Consider the following 16230-nt stretch of genomic DNA (forward strand, 5'->3'; position numbering starts at 1 on the left):
CCAGGAACACCGAGACCAGTTATCGCTGGCGCGAAGACTTCATCTTCGCTGGCGATGGTAGCTCGTCGTTCGCTGAAGCTCACCATAACCTGAAGGGTGAGCGGTCGGTCGGGCTAAGCCCGATAAAACAGTCCAGTGGACTGTTTTAAGATCCGAACGGTTCAAATCCTGCCCCCGAAACCAAACTCTTCAACACACAATACTCAAAAAGCCCGCCAATCCGGCGGGCTTTTGTCGTTTCTGGATCGCCGAAATAATATCCCTGCAAGTTGTCATCGATTTTCGAGCGACGACGAAATAGTTGCTAAGAAGATAATATTCTAATATACCTAGTTCAGGCGCATCATATATTTCCATAGCAGCAAGTAACGTCCGTCCATTCGGCGGCGCCTATTATCCTGTTCAGAGAGCAGTTCGATTTCATGAAGTAGATCAGAGATTTACAGGGGGGAATCATGCGAAAATGGGGATCTTCTCTAGCGACGTCTCCATATGGGAGGCATCCTTATCAATCGGCAATCTCCGCGTCGGCTGCGTTCTGCGCGATGGTGTTCTTTGCCGGGATTGCATCCGCGCAAGCGCCGACCGAAGAGCAGCGCGAGGCGATCAGGGCGGAGTGCCGCTCCGATTTCATCGCGAAATGCTCCGGAGTGACGCCGGGCGGTATCGAGGCGCTGACCTGCCTGCAGCAACATAGCGCTGCGCTTTCGGAAGGCTGCCGGAAGGCGGTTTCGGCGGTGAACGTCAAACCCAAGTCGACATCTGCGGAACCTACACCGGCGGCACCTGCAAACACCGCGACGGCGACCCCGGCGCCTGCGACCGGCACCCCTTCACATCAGCCGACGCAGGCGCAGCGCAATGCGGTCAAATCGGCCTGCCAGCGCGATTTCATGGCGCAATGTTCCGGGGTGACGCCGGGCGGGGCGGCGGCCCTCAGCTGTCTGCAACAGCATAATGCCGCTCTATCGGCGCCATGTCAGCAAGCCGTTGCGGCTTTGGGGGGATCAGGCGGAGCGGCCGCCAGCGATGCGGCCGCCACCGGCGCGATCACGCCCGCCCCTCCGGCAATGATGCCAGCCTTCTCCCCGCGTGAGGAAGTGATGATCCTGCGGGAAACCTGCGGAGCGGACTTCCGGGCCTTGTGCCGCATGGTGCCTTTAGGCGGAGGGCGGGGCATCACGTGTCTGCGCGACAATCTGCAGCGCGTATCGCCTGCCTGCCATCGCGTGCTGACCTCGGGATTGTAGCGCCCGTTCGAAACTTGCTCTCAGAAAGAGGTCGTCGCGCACCAGGCAGAAATTCGGTGCGCGATCCCGCAGAGGCGGGGACAAGCACCCTTTGCTCGCCGGCATGCATTACATCTCTCAGATTTCCTGTCCGGCTGGCGGAATATCCGGCAGCTGTCATCTGCCATTCGATGAAATCAATGACGACACGAACGAAAGGCATTGCCATGTCATCGACTTTCCCTTTCCCGCGATTGAAGCGGATCCTCCTCTATGCCTTGCTTGCCGTCAGCCTCGCACCGCCGACGAGCGCCTGGGCCGACGATGCCAAGGCTCTTCTGAAGACAATGTCCGATTTTCTGACGGCGCAGAAGACGATCTCCTTCACCTATCAATCGTCGCTCGAAGCGGTGACGCCCGCCTTCGAGAAACTCCAGTTCGTCAGCTCCGGGACGGCCAATCTGACCCGCCCCGACAAGCTGCGGGTCACGAGGACCGGCGGCTTTGCCGACCTCGACGTGAGTTTCGACGGTTCGTCGCTGACGGTTCACGGCAAGAACCTCGACGCCTATGCCAAGATCGATGGCAAGGGTTCGCTCGATGAGCTGATCGACAGGCTGATGACCGCAGGCGTCGAAGCGCCGGGCGCCGATCTTCTCTCCTCCAACGTCTATGACGTGCTTATGTCGGATGTGACGGAGTCCAAGCATATTTCCAGCGCTTTCGTGAATGGGGTCGAATGCGAGTATCTGGCCTTTCGAACGCCCGAGATCGACTGGCAAATCTGGATACAGAGCGGCCCGCAACCGATACCCCGCCGTTACGTCATCATCAGCAAGCACGTCGTCCAGGCGCCGCAATACACGCTCGAAATCAGCGACTTCAAAAGCGGAGCGGATGTCGCGGCCGTTTCCTACACGATCGAGGTTCCAGCCAGCGCAAAGACGGTCGATCTGAGTGAGTTGCAATCGCTTGATGAGCTGCCTGAGGCTGCCAGTATGGGAGAGGTAAAATGACCTATAGGAAGCTGTTCTTCGCCCTCGGCCTGGCCGGCGTCCTGACATTCACCGGCTTTCACATCGAGGAGCAGGTATCCGTGCCATTGTCGATCGGCTTTGCCACGCCGGCGGGCGCCGTCATCGGCAGGCCGCTGACGCCGCTCTCTTATGCGGGCGTGGCCCGCCGGACGACACGGCGGGTCGTCACACGCACGACGACGACCATCGCCGTGCTTCCGGCAGGCTGCCGCTATGGTCCCTATTACGGCGGCTATTATTATCGATGCGGCGGTTATTATTACGCCAAGAGCGGCAACGTCTATGTGCAGGTGATCGTGCAATAATTGCTGCAATCGCCTTACCGGACGTTCGACATCTCCGCTTCCGCCGCGCTCGCGGCCGTGCTTACGGTCGCGCCGCGCCGCTTCCAGCGCTCCTCAAGGCGCTGTAGCAGCACGTAGAAGGACGGAACGAAGAGGATGGCCAGGCAGGTCGAGGCGATCATGCCGCTGAAAACAGATATGCCGATCGACTTGCGGGCCGATGCGCCGGCGCCGGTCGCCAGCACCAGCGGCAGGACACCGAGGATAAAGGCGAAGGACGTCATCAGGATCGGCCGGAAACGCAGGCGGGCGGCCTCGACGGCCGCGTCCAGGATTTCCATGCCTTCCGCCCGTTTTTCCCGAGCATATTCGACAATGAGGATGGCATTCTTGGCGGCGAGCGCGATCAGCAGGATAAGGCCGATCTGCGTATAGAGATTGTTGGCGACGCCCGCCGCAGTGAGGGCTGCCACCGTGCCGAGCAGGGCGAGCGGCACGGCTGATATGACCGCCAGCGGCAGGATCCAGCTTTCATACTGGCCGGCGAGCACGAAATAGACGAGCAGCATGGCGAGCGCGAAGATGAAGTAGATCTGCCCGCCGACGGCCTTCTCCTGATAGGAGAGCGCCGTCCATTCGAAACCGGTTCCCGTCGGCAATGTATGATCGGCGATCTGCTCCATGACCTCGAGCGACTGGCCGGAGCTGAAACCGGCGGCCGGTCCACCCACGATGGTGGCGGTGGGATAGAGATTGTAGAGGCTGATCAGCGAGGGACCTTGCGTCGTGGTGACATCGACGACCGTGCCGAGCGGCACCATCGTCCCGTCGCCGGCCTTGACCTTCAAATTGCGGATATCGTCGGGGCTGACGCGGAAATCGGATGCGGCCTGCGCATAGACCTGGAAGGTGCGGCCGAATTTGTTGAACTGGGTGACATAGCTCGATCCGACATAGCCTGATAGAGCGGAGAAGACTTGGCCCACGGTAATGCCCAGCGTCTCCGCCTTGACGCGATCGACGGAGACTGCAAGCTGCGGCACATTCGAGCGAAAAGGCGTGCTCAGCCTCTGCAACGATGATTGGGCATTTCCGTTCTTGACGATCGTGTCGGCAAGCGATTGCAGCAGCGGATAGTCGGATACGCCGTTGCGGAGCTCGACCTGCATGGTAAAGCCGTTGGCATTGCCGACGCCCTGGATCGGCGGTGGCACGACCACCAGCGTCTTGGCCGTTAGCACATGCTGCAGGGCGTCGTTCAAATGCTGATAGATCGACAGCAGGTCCTGTCCTTTCTCTTTGCCGCGCTCGTCCCAATCCTTGAGAACGACATAGGCGACGCCGGCATTCTGCAGGCTGGCATTGTTGTCGAGGACGGAAATGCCGCTGATGGTCAGCACCTGATCGACGCCGGGCGCGGCTTCGGCGATCTTGCCGACCTCCTCCATGACGGCGTCGGTCCGCTCCTTCGAGGCGCCATCGGGCAGCTGCGCGCTGATCAGCACATAGCCTTGATCCTCCAAGGGCAGGAAGGCCGTCGGCAGGCGGGTGAGGCCCCAGACGGCGACCCCGATCAGCACGAGCGCTGCGATGGCGATGATGCCGCTGCGGCGGGTCATCGATCCGATCAATCCGGCATAGCGGCGTTCACCCCAATCGTAGCCCCTGTTGAAGCCGCGATAGAAGATGTTGCGTTTTTCGAGCGGTACCGGCGCGCGCAACCAGAGGGCACATTGCGTCGGTTTGAGCGTGACGGCGTTGATGGCGCTGATCAGCGCGGTCGCGGCGATGACGAGCGCGAACTGCCGATAGAGTTGCCCGGTCAGGCCGGGCAGGAAAGCGGCGGGAATGAAAACGGCCATCAGCACCAGCGTGATGCCGATGACCGGGCCAAGCAGCTCCTCCATCGCCTTCTCGGCCGCCTTTCGGCCGGACATGCCCGCCTCGATGTGCCGGGCGACGCCTTCGACGATAACGATGGCATCGTCGACGACGATCCCGATGGCGAGAACGATGGCAAAGAGCGTCGAGAGATTGACCGTGAAACCTAATGCCGCCATGGCCGCGAAGGCGCCAATGATGGTGACCGGAACGGTCGTCGCGGGCACGAGCATCGCTCGCCAATCCTGCAGGAAAATGAGAATGACGATGAGAACGAGCACACCCGCCTCGATCAGGGTGACGTAAACTTCGTCGATGGAGGCTTCGACGAATTTCGTCGTGTCAAACGGCACGTCATATTCGAGGCCGGGCGGGAAGCTCTTTGAGAGCTCTTCCATCTTCGAGCGCACCGTCTGTGCCACCGCAATGGCGTTCGCCTCCGGCAATTGGAAAATGCCGATGCCCGCCGCCGGCCGGCCGTTCTGCATGAAGGATTGGCTGTAAGTCTGCGCGCCGAGTTCGACACGACCGATATCGCGCACGCGGGTAATGCGGCCGCCCTGTCCGCTTTCGACCTTGACGACGATGTTCTCGTAGTCAGCTGCCTCGTTCAGCCGGCCGTTGACGTTCAGGGTGTATTGGAAAAGCTGCCCTTTTGGCACCGGCGGGATGCCGATCTGGCCGGCGGCGACCTCCTGGCTCTGCTGCTGCACGACGCTGACGACATCTTGCGGGGTCAGACCGCGCGCCTGCAGCAGGTTCGGATCCATCCAGATTCGCATGGCATATTGGCCGGCGCCGAACACGGTGACGTTGCCGACACCCGGCAGACGGGAGAGCTCGTTCTGAAGGTTGATGACGGCGTAGTTCGACAGGAACAGGCTGTCATAGCGGCTGTCGGGCGAAGTCAGGCTGACGAAACCGAGGATCGCCGTCGATTTCTTCTGCGTCGTCACGCCCTGAAGCTGGACAGCTTCCGGAAGCGACGACATCGCGATCGCGACGCGGTTCTGGACCAGAACCTGCGCCTGATCAGGATCCGTTCCGATGGCGAAGGTGACGGTCAGGGAATAGGTGCCGTCGCTGGCGCTCGTCGACTGCATGTAGAGCATGTCCTGCACGCCGTTGACCTGCTGCTCGATCGGCAGCGCCACGGTGTCGACGAGGGTCTGGGCGCTGGCGCCGGGAAAACGGGTCGTCACCTGCACCGTCGGCGGGACGACGTTCGGATATTGCGCCACGGGCAGTTGGAAGAGGGCGACCGCGCCGACCAGCACGAAGACCAATGCCAGGACGTTGGAGAGCACCGGTCGCTCGATGAAGAAACGCGAGATCATGCTGTTGTCCTTTGGACGTTCAGATGAAGCACGGTGGTGAGTTCACTGCGTGGTGGTGTTGGCCTTGGCACCGGCGGCGGCCGCCGCCGGGTTCATGTCCATTTTCTCGGGCGCGACCTTGCTGCCCGGGATTGCCTGCTGGATACCTTGAATGACAACGAGGTCCGCCGGGTCGAGACCGGACGCTATGACGCGGAGCGGGCCCTCTCGCTGGCCCGTCTTGATCGGCTTCTGCTCGACGATGTCGTCCTTGCCGAGAACGAGCACGTAGCTGCCGAGCTGGTTCGTTCCGATCGCGTCGTCGCGTACCAGAAGGGCCTTGTCGTTGTGGCCGACCGGCACGCGCACCCTGACGAAAAGGCCCGGCAGCATGGCGTGGTCCTTGTTGTCGAACAAGGCGCGCACCTGAAGGGTGCCCGTCGAGGCGTCGAGCTGGGGGGATACGTAGTCGAGATGCCCCTTGTGCGGATAGCCTTCCTCCGTCTGCAAGCCGATCTCCGCCGGTATGCTCGGAAGATCCGTCTGCCTGAAGGTGCGCCCCTGCTTTGCCAGCGTTTCCTTGATCATCAGCACCTGCGTTTCGCTGACGTTGAAATAGGCATAAAGCGGATCGGTCTGGACGATGCTCGCAAGTTTGGTGGGGCCGGACACGCCGACCAGCGTGCCGATATCGACGAGGTGATCCGTGACAATGCCGTCGAAAGGAGCGAGCACCTCCGTATAGCCGAGGTTGATCGTCGCGAGTTCGACATTGGCCTGGGCGTTGAGGATGGCGGCATTCGCCTCGTCGAGTGTGGCCTTGGCGCTGTCGACCGCGGTCTGGGTGGTGACCTGTTGCTTCATGAGATTGAGCTGCCGGTCATATTCCTGCTTTGCGCCGACCTGGGAGGCTTGCTGCGAGGCGAGCGATGCCTTCGCCTGATCCAGTTGCGCCTGGTAGGTATCGCGCTCGATGCCGAAAAGCTTGGTGCCCTTCTTCACCATCATGCCGTCCTGGTAGTCGATGGATTGGATATAGCCCTGAACGCGCGCCTCGATATCGACGGCATTGAGCGGCGCGGTATTGCCGGTGAGTTCGAAATAGAGCGTCACCGGCTGCTGGACCGGCTGGGCGACCCGAATCACAGGCGGGGGAGGCGGAACATAGCTGTTGCCGCTCTCCTCGCAGCCGGCGAGAAGAGCCATGCCGGCAAATGTCACAAAAAGTCGCAGACCCTGTTGCAATCTCCCACGCATTGCCGCCGCCTCGACATGTCAAGAGCCCACCGCATAATTCCTGAAATCGGAATCGATCTAGGGATAACTTATGCAGCAATTCAAACGGCGACAGCGTCCTTTGCGGGTCTGAAAGACGCGCGGCGCTGTCGTCTTCATGCGTGCCTCGACGGCTGCCCCCAATGGCCTGCCGAAGGTTCAAGGCATGCGATATTATGTCGCGGCATTGCTAAAAATTGCAATAGCCCTTCGTGCACAATTGAACTGGGTTGATGCCAAAAGAGCCGGGCAGGAGGGTTCGTGACGCAGTTACGGTTTTCCAAGCCGCTCGATGGCGGACTGCAAGGGTGCATCGGAGACACGCACGAGCCCGATATATGGATTGGCCATATCCGAGATCAGGAAGACCGCGCCGGCGACGGAAAGCGCACAGACAAAGAGAATGGACAGCACCGTCGGGTTGGGCGGTGCCTGCAGCCCGAAGGTCGCAAAAAGCAGAGAGAGCCAACAGACGAGAACGGCGAGGAAGGCCCAGGGCAAGCCTTCGCTGCCGGATTCGACCAGCAGCCAGTGGGTTTCCGCCACCATGCCGCTGACATCGAGGGCGCGGGTCTGGAGAGAGTGCTGCATGGCATCCTTCGGCGATAAGGATCGAAGATCGCCCTGAACGGCCTCTATATCCTGATATTCTCCCGGCGCCTTGCCGGATGCCTCGTCGGTGGTTGCGGCAGTCCAGCCGCGGCTCAGCCGTCTTTCGATGAGTTGGCGCAGCAGCCGACGGGCATCGCCGGTTTCCGGGCCGTATTGCGCCATGACGCGGTCCAGCAGCAGGACCCGAGCCGCCGCCGTTCTCATCTCCACTTCGGCGTTGTCGTAGGTCGATTTGGCGGAAGCAATCAACAGCCCCAGCGCCAAGGCCGACAACGTCCCTACGACCGCGGTCGCGAGCCTGATGACGTCCTTGGATTCCGAGCTGAGATGATGATCCGGCAAGCGGCCGCGCACCATCATTCCTATCGATGTCGCCGCCGACAGAAAAACAAATACCAGCCCGCCAAGCAACAGTGAGCTCACGTCCCGTCTCCGTATCGTCACGGTCACCCGGCAGGCGCCGCGATGCTTGCAAGCTGTACAATGGCGGTCGTCATCATAGCGGAAGACCAACCGAGCGTGGAGATCTTTACTTTGCTATTCTTGCGCGGAGGTCATTGCTGGAAGATGAGCAGCACGTAAGCCAGAAAAAGCACCAGGTGGACGGCGCCCTGCATCAAATGGGTGCGGCCGCTGGCAAAGGTAATGATGCTGACGGCCAGGGTGAGTACGAGCATCACCAGATCGCTGTGTTCCAGGCCCAGGGTGACCGGGTGCCCGTAAAGGCGACTGACGACGAGCATCGCCGGCACCGTCAGCCCGATCGTCGACAGGACCGAACCCAGAAAGATATTGACGGAGCGCTGGAGATTGTCGGCGATGGATGCGCGCACGGCGCTGATCGCCTCGGGCGTTGCGACAAGGATGGCCATGACAACGCCGCCGAATGCGGCCGGCGCATGCAGGGTTTCGATGATGTAGTCGATCGGCCGCGCAAGCTGTTCGACGAGAAAGACGACGGGACCCATGTAGGCGAAGAGCAGAACGGCATGGGGCCAGAGCGGGCCACGTGGCATGGCGTGTTCGCCGGGATGCCCATGGCGGTTGCGGTCGGTGGTGAAATAATCCTGATGGCGGCCGGCCTGCAGAAACAGGAATGTGGCGTAAAGGCCGACCGAGACGATGCCCAATATCAATTGCCGCGTCGCCGACGGATGCTGGCCGTCCGGGCCGGCCAGAAATGTCGGCATGACGAGGCTCAGCGTTGCCAGCGGCACGATGACGCCGAGATAGGCGTTGGCGCCCTGCAGATTATGCTGTTGTTCCGGCCGCCGCCACGCGCCGAGCAGCAATGACAGGCCGACCATGCCGTTCAAGATGATCATGACGACAGCAAACAGGGTATCGCGCGCAAGTGTCGGGTTGTTTTCACCGTGAATCATGACGGCGGAGATTGCCATGACTTCGATCGAGGTGATGGCGAGCGTCAGAATGAGCGTGCCGTAAGGCTCCCGCAGCCGTTCGGCCAGATGATCAGCATGCCGCACGACAGACAAGGCGGAGCCGAGAACGACGGCAAACAGCCAGCCGAAAACGACAGCGAACCAAAGCGGATCGGAAAGCCGGCGAAAGAGCTGCTCTGGAAAAGCGAGGAATATCAGGCTGGTTGCGATGCTGACGCCGAGGAACCATTCCTCGCGCAGGCCGATGGCGGCGGCGGTGCGCAATGCGGGCCTGTCAGTCATCGAAACCACCGCCATTCCGCATGCTGCCGCAATGCGATCATCAACACCATCGTGTCCTGCCCGCTCTCAAAGCCCGGTCTGCTGCCCGAGAATACAAAAGGACCATGCCGCACGCCAGATGGCGCCATGAGACAGGTAAGGCCTTGCTTTATTCGCGTCCGGTTGCCGGGATCGCCGCGCCGGTAACGACAGCTGCGGCCGGTGAAATCAGGAAGGCGATGAGGCGGGCGATCGATTGCGGCGATACCCAGCCGTCCGTCTTCGCATTGGGCATGGCGGCGCGATTTTCAGGCGTGTCGATCGTCCCGGGCAGAATGCAGTTGGCGGTGATGCGGTGATCGCGGTTTTCCGCAGCGATTGCCTCGGTCAGCCGGATGACGGCGGCTTTCGAAGCGGCGTAGGCCGCCTGATTGGCTCCGGCCTTCAGGCCGGGGGCGGCGGCGATGTGAATGATGCGGCCATAGCCTGCTGTCTTCATGGTCGGGAGAACCGCAGCGCTGATCGTCAGCGCAGTGCGGGCGTTGGCGGTCATCATCGTGTCCCACTGGACAGGCGCATCCGGCCCGACCGGTCCCATCTGGAAGCCGCCGACCGTATTGACCAGGGCGCTGACCCCGCCGAAGCGCTTGACGGCGCGGGCGACAGCGGCGGCGCAGGACGCGTAATCGGTGAGTTCCGTTCCGGCGATCGACAGGAACTCGGTGGAGGCGGGAAGCTCGCCGGCCAAGGCTTCCAATTCCTGGCTCGACCGGTTCATGCAGACGAGCTTGGCGCCGCCTGCGGCAAGCTCGCGGACAACGGCGCTGCCAAGGTTGCCGCCGGCTCCCGTGACGATCACGGCTTTCTGCTCGTTCATGGCAATCGATCTCCTGACGGTGCCGGTGCTGGATGATGCCGCGCATTGTTGATCCAGGCTGCGCCGTAACGCAACCCCCGTGCAGCTGCGCCACAGTCAGGTATCTCAGGATTGTCGGCAGAGTTCCCCGTGGAGAGCTCTGCCCGCGTCATCGGCGGTTCGCCGGGCCAGGCTTCAGTGATATTTTTCCCGTTCGCGGCCGAGGATGACCGGCGCATCCAGCTCGGAGATCGGGCGGCTGACATCGGCGGGGATATCCCCGGTGAGCTGCAGGTCGAGATAACGGGCGCAGCAGACGCGCAGGAAGGATGTGAAATTTCCGAGATCGTGACCGGCGTCGATCGACTCATGATGCAGACGGGTGATCAGCTGCACGACGTTCATGCCGTCGCGCCGGGCAATTTCCTCGAGCTTCGACCAGAAGAAGTTCTCCAGCCTGACGCTGGTGACCATGCCGTCGATGCGCAGCGACCGGGTGGTGCTTTCCCATAGCAGCGCATCCGCTTTGATGAAGAGTTCACACATGTCTTCCTCCCGGTGCCGCCCTTGTCAGGCGGCGTTGGTTTCAGGCATCGACGCGGCGTCGAGCACTGCCATGAACTGGCGCAGCCAGGAGGGATGCGCCGGCCAGGCCGGCGCCGTGACCAGATTGCCGTCCGAGACCGCGTCGGTGATCGCAATATCGGCATAAACGCCGCCGGCCAGTTCGACTTCCGGCCGGCAGGCAGGATAGGCCGAGCAGGTGCGGCCTTTCAATACGCCGGCAGCGGCAAGCAACTGCGCACCGTGGCAGATGGCTGCAACAGGTTTTCCGGCATCGAAGAAGTGCCGGACCGTGTTGATGACGTCGGCATTGAGGCGAAGATATTCGGGCGCGCGGCCGCCGGGGATGACGAGGGCATCGTAATCCTCTGCCCGCACGCTGTCGAAAGTGGCGTTCAACGCGAAATTATGGCCGCGCTTTTCGGAATAGGTCTGGTCGCCCTCGAAATCATGGATGGCGGTGGCGACGCTCTCACCCGCCTTCTTGCCGGGGCAGACGGCATCGACCGTATAGCCGCAGGCGAGCAGCGTCTGGAACGGCACCATCGTTTCATAATCTTCGGTGAAATCACCTGTTATCATCAGGATCTTTGAAGCTGGCATCGTATCCTCCTTTGAAACCAACCGACGAAGATTAACAAAGACCGTCGGACAGAAGGTACTATGGGAATACTACAGGCGAAATTCTCAGTGGGAAGCATGTTGCGCGCCAGACCGCCTGTAAATTAAAGAGTTAGAGCATGATGTCGCCCGAAAACCGCTCACACTTTTCGGCATCATGCTCTAGCGGCATGCATCAGACTGTTCTGACCGTAGCATCCGGGACGGCGCAGGCCTCGCCGCCGCCGAAAAGGCGCGAACGGGTGAGGAAACGTTTCTCGCGGCCGTTGTCGAGCGAGAACATGCCGCCGCGACCCGGCACGACATCGATGATCAGCTGTGTGTGTTTCCACGCCTCGAACTGGCTGGCACTGATATAGACCGGGACGCCGCCGATCTCGCCGAGCTTGACGTCGCTGTCGCCGACCATGAATTCATTGGCGGGGTAACACATCGGCGAGGAGCCGTCGCAGCAGCCGCCGGACTGGTGGAAGAGGATATCGGGATGATCGCGCTTGATCTCAGCGATCAGATCAAGGGCTGCGTCGGTTGCGAGAACACGCGGTTCACCGTTGACGGTCGTTTCCATCGGTCTTCCTCCAAACGTTTCGGGAGGAAAAAGTCCCCTCCCCAACCCCTCCACACAAGGGGGAGGGGCTAAGCTGTGGCACCGCCTCGCAAAACAACAAGCCGGATGCACAATATGCTGCGGCCGAGAGCGAGTACGGCGAGCGCCGCACGTTAAGCCCCTCCCCCTTGTGGGGAGGGTTGGGGAGGTTTTTGACACTCCCTCCCACCACACGAAAGTTCTCAGAAGAAACCGAGCGCCTTCGGGCTGTAGCTCACCAGCATGTTCTTGGTCTGCTGGTAGTGCTCGAGCATCATCTTGTGGGTTTCGCGGCCGATGCCCGATTGCTTGTAGCCGCCGAAGGCGGCATGGGCGGGATAGGCGTGGTAGCAATTGGTCCAGACGCGGCCGGCCTGGATCTCGCGGCCGAACCGATAGCAGCGATTGGCGTCGCGGCTCCAGACACCGGCACCGAGGCCGTAGAGCGTGTCGTTGGCGATTTCGAGCGCTTCCTTCTCGGTCTTGAAGGTCGTGACCGAGACCACCGGCCCGAAGATCTCCTCCTGGAAGATGCGCATCTTGTTATGACCCTTGAAGATCGTCGGCTTGACATAATAGCCGTTCGCCAGATCGCCGCCGAGATCGTTGCGGGAGCCGCCAGCCAGGACCTCAGCCCCCTCCTGCTTGCCGATGTCGAGATAGGCGAGGATCTTTTCGAGCTGCTCGCTCGAGGCCTGGGCGCCGATCATGGTGGCGGAATCGAGCGGGTTGCCCTGCTTGATCGCTTCGACACGTTTGACCGCCTTTTCCATGAAGCGGTCATAGATCGATTCCTGGACGAGCGCGCGGCTCGGGCAGGTGCAGACTTCGCCCTGGTTGAGGGCAAACATCGCGAAACCTTCGAGCGCCTTGTCGAGGAAATCGTCATCTTCGGCCATCACATCGGCAAAGAAGATATTCGGCGATTTGCCGCCGAGTTCCAGGGTCACCGGAATGAGGTTCTGGCTGGCATATTGCATGATCAGCCGGCCAGTCGTCGTCTCGCCGGTGAAGGCGATCTTGGCGATGCGGGGGCTGGTCGCCAGCGGCTTGCCGGCCTCGATGCCGAAACCGTTGACGATGTTGAGCACGCCGGGCGGCAGCAGATCGCCGACCAGTTCGGCCCAGAGCAGGATCGAGGCCGGCGTCTGCTCGGCAGGTTTCAAGACGACGCAGTTGCCGGCGGCAAGCGCGGGAGCGAGCTTCCAGGTGGCCATCAGGATCGGGAAGTTCCAGGGAATGATCTGGCCGACGACGCCAAGCGGCTCGTGGAAGTGATAGGCGATCGTATCGTGATCAATCTCGCCGATCGAGCCTTCCTGGGCGCGGATGCAGGAGGCGAAATAGCGGAAGTGGTCGATCGCCAGCGGAATGTCGGCCGCCATGGTCTCGCGGATCGGTTTGCCATTGTCCCAGGTCTCGGCCTGGGCGAGCAATTCCAGCTTGTCTTCCATCCGCTCGGCGATCTTCATGAGGATGTTGGAGCGTTCGGCAGCGGAGGTGCGGCCCCATTTTTCCTTGGCCGCATGGGCGGCGTCGAGTGCGAGATTGATGTCCTTTTCATCGGAACGGGGAATGTCGCAGAGCTTGCCGCCGGTGACGGGCGTCAGGTTTTCGAAATACTTGCCTTCGACCGGCTCGCGCCATTCGCCGCCGATATAGTTGCCGTATTTCAGCTTGAACGGCGACTCGACGATTTTCTGATGAAGCATGTCATCCTCCCAAGATGAGCCAGGTTCCCAAGTGAACCAGTGGAGGGAAAATGGGCGTGTTTTGCCGAAGGGAACAGGGGAGGTCTTCCATACCGCAGTGCACACTGTCGCAGACATGCGACAGGGCCGCATCAGGATAACCATGTCAGTGACATGTTCGGGGTCGGGCTAATGCAGGTCGAACTTCTTCATCTTCCGGTGCAGCGTGGCGCGGCTTATGCCGAGCGCGATCGCAGCCTGCGAGACGTTGCCGCTGGTGCGCGACAGCGCCCGCAGCAAGGCCGCTTTTTCCGCCTCGACCATCTCTTCCTGTTGTGAAACGACGGCTTCGCGCAGAGCATCGGCGGCCGGGATGCCGGCCGCAATCCGCTTGTCGTCCAGCTGCAGCGCGATGCGGGCGGCGCGGGTGGCGCCAAGCACGAGATCATGCCTGTCGACGGCAAGCAGGGCGGCGGCCGAATTGGCGCCGGCCGGGACCATCAGGAAGCGGGCGCCGGGAAAGGCCGAGCGGAAGAGGTTGAGTTCGATGCGCATCGCCGCATCGCGCACGGACTGCGTCAGGATCGCCAGCGTCATTTCGTTGACGTCCTCGCGGCAAGTGGAGATGTCGAGGGCGGCGGCGAGTTCACCGCGATGATCGCGGACCGGCGCCGTGGTGCAGCTCAGGCGGATATTCGAGCAGAAGAAATGCTGGTCGCGGAAGATGGCGACGGCGCGCTCGTCGGCAAGTGCGGTGCCGATGCCATTGGTGCCGATGCTCGCCTCGGTCCACACCGAACCGGTCCAGAGACCGAGTTGGCGGAAGTCCTTATCGTCGCCGGCAGCGCCCCGGCGCTCCAGCGCGATGCCATTCCTGTCCGTCAGAAGGATGCAGCAGCCGGCTTTGCCGACCGTGGTGAACAGCCGGTCGAGCTCCTCGGTCGCGCCGGCGACCAGCCGTTCGGACTGTTCGCGGGCGCGGTGAAATTCCTCGTCGGTCAGCTGCAGCGGCGCACGTTCGTCCTCGGGCGCGAGCCGGTGCATGGTCATGCAACGCCGCCAGGAGGCGACAATCGGAGAACTCGCGGCGGCGGAATTCCGCTGCGCAGAGCTATAGACATGCTCTGCATGTGCTGACTGTTCGTGCATCTGCTCCTCCCACGGAACGTCAGCATAATCTGAGGGAAAAGCGGCCGGTTTGCAATTGCACGCAGCGACGGCCGCCTTCCCCTCGCAAAAGCATGCGCGATCTTTGCACGACGGATACGCCACGTCTTTGATCTAGATCGGGTTCACAGCCATTCGCATGCGCGTCGCGATCCTTGCCCAGTTTTGCTGGAGATGGTCAGCGCCGCAGCCAGGCCTCGATGCCGCGGGCGGCGGCGCGGCCGGTCGCAAGGCAGGCGGTGAGGAGATAGCCGCCGGTCGGCGCTTCCCAGTCGAGCATTTCGCCGGCGACGAAGGTGCCCGGCAGCGCAGTCAACATGAAGCGGTCGTCGATGCTGCTCCAGCGGATGCCGCCGGCCGAGGAGATGGCCTCGCCGATCGGCCTCGTTTCGAGGACCGGCACCGGCAAGGCCTTGATCATGCCGGCGAGACGGACGGGATCGGCTCGGTCGCGCTCGGCGGCGAGCTCACGCAGCAAGGCCGCCTTGACCCCGTCGAGGCCGGCGCCCTTGCGCAGGCGGTTTGAAAAGCTCGATTTGGCATCCTGGCGCGTGAGGTCGCGGGTCAGCCTTTCGATCGTCCGACCCGGGGCGAGGTCGAGCGTCAGGGCAGCACGGCCGCGGTTCAGCAGCCGGTCGCGAAGGCTTGCCGCATGGGCATAGACCAGGCTCCCCTCGATGCCGCTTGCGCTGATGACGAATTCGCCGGGAAAGGTGCCGGCGTCGGAGGTGGCGGTGACCGACTTCACCGGCTCGCCGGCGAAACGCGCGCGGAAGCTTTCGCTCCAGTCGACGACAAAGCCGCAATTCGCAGGCTGGAAGGCGTCGATCTCGACGCCCTTCTCCGATAGCCAGGACAGCCAGCGTGCATCGGAGCCGAGGCGCGGCCAGCTTGCGCCGCCGAGCGCCAGCAGGGCTGCGTCGCAGTGGACGATGCTGCGTCCTTCGGGCGTTTCGAAAACATAGCCCTCATCGGCAAAACCGATCCAGCGGTGGCGGGTGCGCAGGGTGGCGCCCTGCGCCTCCAGCCGCTTGAGCCAGGCGCGCAGCAAGGGAGAGGCTTTCATCACATCAGGGAAGACCCGGCCGGACGAGCCGACGAAAGTCTTGGTCCCGAGCCCTGCTGCCCAATCCCTGATATTGCCAGGGGTAAAGGCATCGAGAGCAGGGCGCAGGCGGGCAGAGGCGGCGCCGAAGCGTGGGGCAAAACGGGCATAATCCTCGGAATGGGTAATGTTCAGCCCCGACTTGCCGGCGAGCAGAAACTTGCGGGCGAAGGTCGGCATGGCGTCGTAGACCGTCACCGCATGGCCGGAGAGCGAAAGCAGCTCCGCCGCCGCCAGGCCCGCCGGGCCGCCGCCGATGATCGCAATTCGCTTCTGGTTCATGGATGTCTTCGCCCGATTCTATCTGGTGCAGTTTTGGCGCGGGCGTCGATTGCCTGCAAG

General features: G+C 62.1%; 14 protein-coding genes. 3 read left to right on the forward strand and 11 right to left on the reverse strand.

The genetic code is table 11. The annotated features are described in order from the left end of the window. Positions 1-455 precede the first annotated feature (455 nt). The 3 genes from CO671_RS31475 (at position 456) to CO671_RS31485 (ending at position 2571) form a co-directional block, all read left to right on the forward strand. A complete protein-coding gene (locus CO671_RS31475) occupies positions 456-1250 on the forward strand; it encodes a hypothetical protein (RefSeq protein ID WP_097609018.1) in 795 nt (264 codons plus the stop codon). Between the two features lie 206 nt (positions 1251-1456). Continuing rightward, complete coding sequence (locus CO671_RS31480; RefSeq protein ID WP_097609019.1) at positions 1457-2245, forward strand: DUF2092 domain-containing protein; 789 nt, start codon at positions 1457-1459, stop codon at positions 2243-2245. After that, positions 2242-2571 carry a hypothetical protein gene (locus tag CO671_RS31485; RefSeq protein WP_037141560.1) on the forward strand — a complete coding sequence of 110 codons (330 nt, stop codon included), beginning with the start codon at positions 2242-2244 and terminating at the stop codon, positions 2569-2571. Before CO671_RS31480 ends, CO671_RS31485 begins: the two co-directional genes overlap by 4 nt. A gap of 14 nt (positions 2572-2585) precedes the next feature. Here the strand turns inward: CO671_RS31485 and CO671_RS31490 are convergent, their stop codons facing one another. From CO671_RS31490 to CO671_RS31540, 11 genes are all read right to left on the reverse strand, one after another. Beyond that, on the reverse strand, positions 2586-5768 hold the full coding sequence (locus CO671_RS31490; protein ID WP_097609020.1) for a multidrug efflux RND transporter permease subunit: 3183 nt from the start codon (positions 5766-5768) through the stop codon (positions 2586-2588). 42 nt (positions 5769-5810) lie between these two features. Beyond that, positions 5811-7004 (reverse strand): efflux RND transporter periplasmic adaptor subunit, encoded by a 1194-nt coding sequence (locus CO671_RS31495; protein ID WP_097609021.1) that lies wholly within the window; start codon positions 7002-7004, stop codon positions 5811-5813. Between the two features lie 288 nt (positions 7005-7292). Beyond that, positions 7293-8057, reverse strand: a complete 765-nt coding sequence (locus CO671_RS31500) for a DUF4239 domain-containing protein (RefSeq protein WP_170965078.1) — start codon at positions 8055-8057, stop codon at positions 7293-7295. Positions 8058-8188: 131 nt separating this feature from the next. Next, a complete protein-coding gene (locus tag CO671_RS31505; RefSeq protein ID WP_097609035.1) occupies positions 8189-9319 on the reverse strand; it encodes a calcium:proton antiporter in 1131 nt (376 codons plus the stop codon). 148 nt (positions 9320-9467) lie between these two features. Continuing rightward, positions 9468-10175 carry an SDR family NAD(P)-dependent oxidoreductase gene (locus CO671_RS31510; protein ID WP_010030582.1) on the reverse strand — a complete coding sequence of 236 codons (708 nt, stop codon included), beginning with the start codon at positions 10173-10175 and terminating at the stop codon, positions 9468-9470. Positions 10176-10349: 174 nt separating this feature from the next. After that, on the reverse strand, positions 10350-10700 hold the full coding sequence (locus CO671_RS31515) for a ribbon-helix-helix domain-containing protein (RefSeq protein ID WP_097609023.1): 351 nt from the start codon (positions 10698-10700) through the stop codon (positions 10350-10352). 24 nt (positions 10701-10724) lie between these two features. Further along, the gene (locus CO671_RS31520) at positions 10725-11321 is read right to left on the reverse strand and encodes a DJ-1/PfpI family protein (protein ID WP_097609024.1); all 597 of its coding nucleotides are present in this window, start codon (positions 11319-11321) and stop codon (positions 10725-10727) included. Positions 11322-11514: 193 nt separating this feature from the next. After that, positions 11515-11907 carry a DUF779 domain-containing protein gene (locus CO671_RS31525; protein WP_004677349.1) on the reverse strand — a complete coding sequence of 131 codons (393 nt, stop codon included), beginning with the start codon at positions 11905-11907 and terminating at the stop codon, positions 11515-11517. Between the two features lie 221 nt (positions 11908-12128). Then, positions 12129-13637 carry an aldehyde dehydrogenase gene (adh, locus tag CO671_RS31530; protein ID WP_097609025.1) on the reverse strand — a complete coding sequence of 503 codons (1509 nt, stop codon included), beginning with the start codon at positions 13635-13637 and terminating at the stop codon, positions 12129-12131. Between the two features lie 168 nt (positions 13638-13805). After that, positions 13806-14765 (reverse strand): helix-turn-helix domain-containing protein, encoded by a 960-nt coding sequence (locus CO671_RS31535; RefSeq protein ID WP_097609026.1) that lies wholly within the window; start codon positions 14763-14765, stop codon positions 13806-13808. A 196-nt stretch (positions 14766-14961) separates the two neighbouring features. Continuing rightward, complete coding sequence (locus tag CO671_RS31540) at positions 14962-16170, reverse strand: TIGR03862 family flavoprotein (RefSeq protein ID WP_097609027.1); 1209 nt, start codon at positions 16168-16170, stop codon at positions 14962-14964. Positions 16171-16230: the final 60 nt, after the last annotated feature.

The organism is Rhizobium sp. M10 (genome assembly GCF_002531955.1).
GTDB lineage: Bacteria > Pseudomonadota > Alphaproteobacteria > Rhizobiales > Rhizobiaceae > Rhizobium > Rhizobium etli_C.

Excerpts from the sequence above, each read along its gene's own strand:
- CO671_RS31490 (WP_097609020.1), bottom strand. The coding sequence starts at position 5,768 with ATGATCTCGCGTTTCTTCATCGAGCGACCGGTGCTCTCCAACGTCCTG.
- CO671_RS31535 (WP_097609026.1), bottom strand. The coding sequence starts at position 14,765 with ATGCACGAACAGTCAGCACATGCAGAGCATGTCTATAGCTCTGCGCAG.
- CO671_RS31540 (WP_097609027.1), bottom strand. The coding sequence starts at position 16,170 with ATGAACCAGAAGCGAATTGCGATCATCGGCGGCGGCCCGGCGGGCCTG.
- CO671_RS31525 (WP_004677349.1), bottom strand. The coding sequence starts at position 11,907 with ATGGAAACGACCGTCAACGGTGAACCGCGTGTTCTCGCAACCGACGCA.
- CO671_RS31510 (WP_010030582.1), bottom strand. The coding sequence starts at position 10,175 with ATGAACGAGCAGAAAGCCGTGATCGTCACGGGAGCCGGCGGCAACCTT.
- CO671_RS31520 (WP_097609024.1), bottom strand. The coding sequence starts at position 11,321 with ATGCCAGCTTCAAAGATCCTGATGATAACAGGTGATTTCACCGAAGAT.
- CO671_RS31495 (WP_097609021.1), bottom strand. The coding sequence starts at position 7,004 with ATGCGTGGGAGATTGCAACAGGGTCTGCGACTTTTTGTGACATTTGCC.
- CO671_RS31515 (WP_097609023.1), bottom strand. The coding sequence starts at position 10,700 with ATGTGTGAACTCTTCATCAAAGCGGATGCGCTGCTATGGGAAAGCACC.
- adh (WP_097609025.1), bottom strand. The coding sequence starts at position 13,637 with ATGCTTCATCAGAAAATCGTCGAGTCGCCGTTCAAGCTGAAATACGGC.
- CO671_RS31485 (WP_037141560.1), top strand. The coding sequence starts at position 2,242 with ATGACCTATAGGAAGCTGTTCTTCGCCCTCGGCCTGGCCGGCGTCCTG.
- CO671_RS31475 (WP_097609018.1), top strand. The coding sequence starts at position 456 with ATGCGAAAATGGGGATCTTCTCTAGCGACGTCTCCATATGGGAGGCAT.
- CO671_RS31480 (WP_097609019.1), top strand. The coding sequence starts at position 1,457 with ATGTCATCGACTTTCCCTTTCCCGCGATTGAAGCGGATCCTCCTCTAT.
- CO671_RS31505 (WP_097609035.1), bottom strand. The coding sequence starts at position 9,319 with ATGACTGACAGGCCCGCATTGCGCACCGCCGCCGCCATCGGCCTGCGC.